We start from the raw sequence: 1,545 nt of genomic DNA on the forward strand, positions 1-1,545 counted from the left end.
AGCAAGGACCGTCCGCCCAAGTCCTGAAATCCGCTGAAATGCGGGTAACCATTGACACATCTATTTCCGCGCCGCGGCGGTAAAGTAGCGTCATCGCCACAGTTCTCAGCGCATCGCCGGGCCTGGGCGACTCGGGAGCACGAATCATGAAGCGGTTTTCAGGCCGATTGGTCAGCGCGGCGCTGGCACTGGCCCTGGCAAGTTCGCCAGCCTTCGCCGGCAGGTATCACCATCACGATCACTATCGCGGCGGCAGCGCCAGCGGCTGGTGGATAGGCGGCGCGGTGGCGCTGGCCGCCGCCGGGCTGTACCTGGCGGCCAACTCGGAACCGAGCTACGCGCAGGCCGGCGTCTACGCGCCCGGCGTGGCCTACACCAGCCCTCCGGTCTATGCCGCGCCGGTCTATTCGGCGCCTGTCTATGCAGCGCCCGCTCCGGTCTACGCGGCCGCGCCGCAACAGTACGCGCCGGTGCAGTATCAACAGCAGAGTCCCGCCGACAAGGCGCTGGCCAACGCGTCCACCGATTGCCAGCGCTGGGCCATCAACCAGAGCGGCTACGACCCGGCCACCATCTCGCAATGGACCACGCAGGTCATGGTGGACTCCTACAACCGCGCGCTGGATTCCTGCATGAACAGCCGCGGCTACCGCGCCAACTGACTTCCAGGCCGGGCGGCCGCCCTCAGCGCCGCCTGACCCGCCAGGCCAGCCACGCGCCGGCGGCCAGAAACAGCAGCGCCGGCACGATCCACACGAAGGCGCTGTCCGTATAGACGACCTGATCCACCGGATCGTAATCCCGGCCCAGTTCGTTGAAATCGCGTATCAGGTACAGGTCGTACCAAAGCCAGAAGCAGAAGGCCGACAGCAGCAGGCACGCCCCGGCCCCTGCCGCCGCCACGCCGCGCCGGCGGCCCGCCGTGGTCGCCAGGAAGCGCCACGCCAGCCAGGCGCAGGCCCCGATCCCCACGGCCGCCAGCAGCTCGCCCATGGTCAGGGTTCCCCGGCGTCTTCCAGCGCCAGCAGGCAGGCCTGCGCCTCGTCCCATTGCTGCTCGCTGAACACCTGCAAGCCCGCGTCGCGCAGCAGCGCCGCCGTCACGCCCTGGCCGGGCTGGCGCTGTCCCTGGAAACGGCCGTCATACACGTAGGCGCTGCCGCAGGACGGACTGCCCTGCTTGAGCACGGCGATGCGGATGCCCTGGCGTCGCGCGGCATCCAGCGCCGTGCCGGCGCCCTGCACGAAGGGCGCGGTGACGTCCTCGCCGTTGACCGCGACCACGCGGGCGCGGCCGGCCAGCACGGCGGCGGCGTCGGCACCCGGCTCGATCTCGGCGGGCGGCCGGGGAATGGGCATGCCGCCGGCGACCTCGGGACAGACGGACACGACGCGGCCCTCGGCGCGCCAGCGCGCCAGCACGGGATGATCGACGGGCACCCCGCGGCCGTCGTAGCGCACGGGGTTGCCCAGCAGACAGGAACTGACCAGGACGTATTGCATGAAAGGCACCGGCAACCTTCTCTTATACACATCTCCGAGCCCA

3 protein-coding genes are annotated in these 1,545 nt (G+C 69.8%); 1 reads left to right on the forward strand and 2 read right to left on the reverse strand.

The features are described 5' to 3' along the window. Nucleotides 1–146: 146 nt before the first annotated feature. Nucleotides 147–662: a hypothetical protein gene (locus AC6LJ9_RS30485; protein WP_498150434.1), complete on the forward strand. Its 516-nt coding sequence runs from the start codon at nt 147–149 to the stop codon at nt 660–662. A gap of 22 nt (nt 663–684) precedes the next feature. Here the strand turns inward: AC6LJ9_RS30485 and AC6LJ9_RS30490 are convergent, their stop codons facing one another. Then, the gene (locus tag AC6LJ9_RS30490) at nt 685–993 is read right to left on the reverse strand and encodes a hypothetical protein (protein WP_498150435.1); all 309 of its coding nucleotides are present in this window, start codon (nt 991–993) and stop codon (nt 685–687) included. Between the two features lie 2 nt (nt 994–995). Further along, entirely contained in the window at nt 996–1,502 is a 507-nt protein-coding gene (locus AC6LJ9_RS30495; RefSeq protein WP_498150436.1) for a 2-thiouracil desulfurase family protein, read from the reverse strand. Nucleotides 1,503–1,545: the final 43 nt, after the last annotated feature.

It is taken from the genome of Achromobacter sp. 1011811831 (assembly GCF_059760905.1).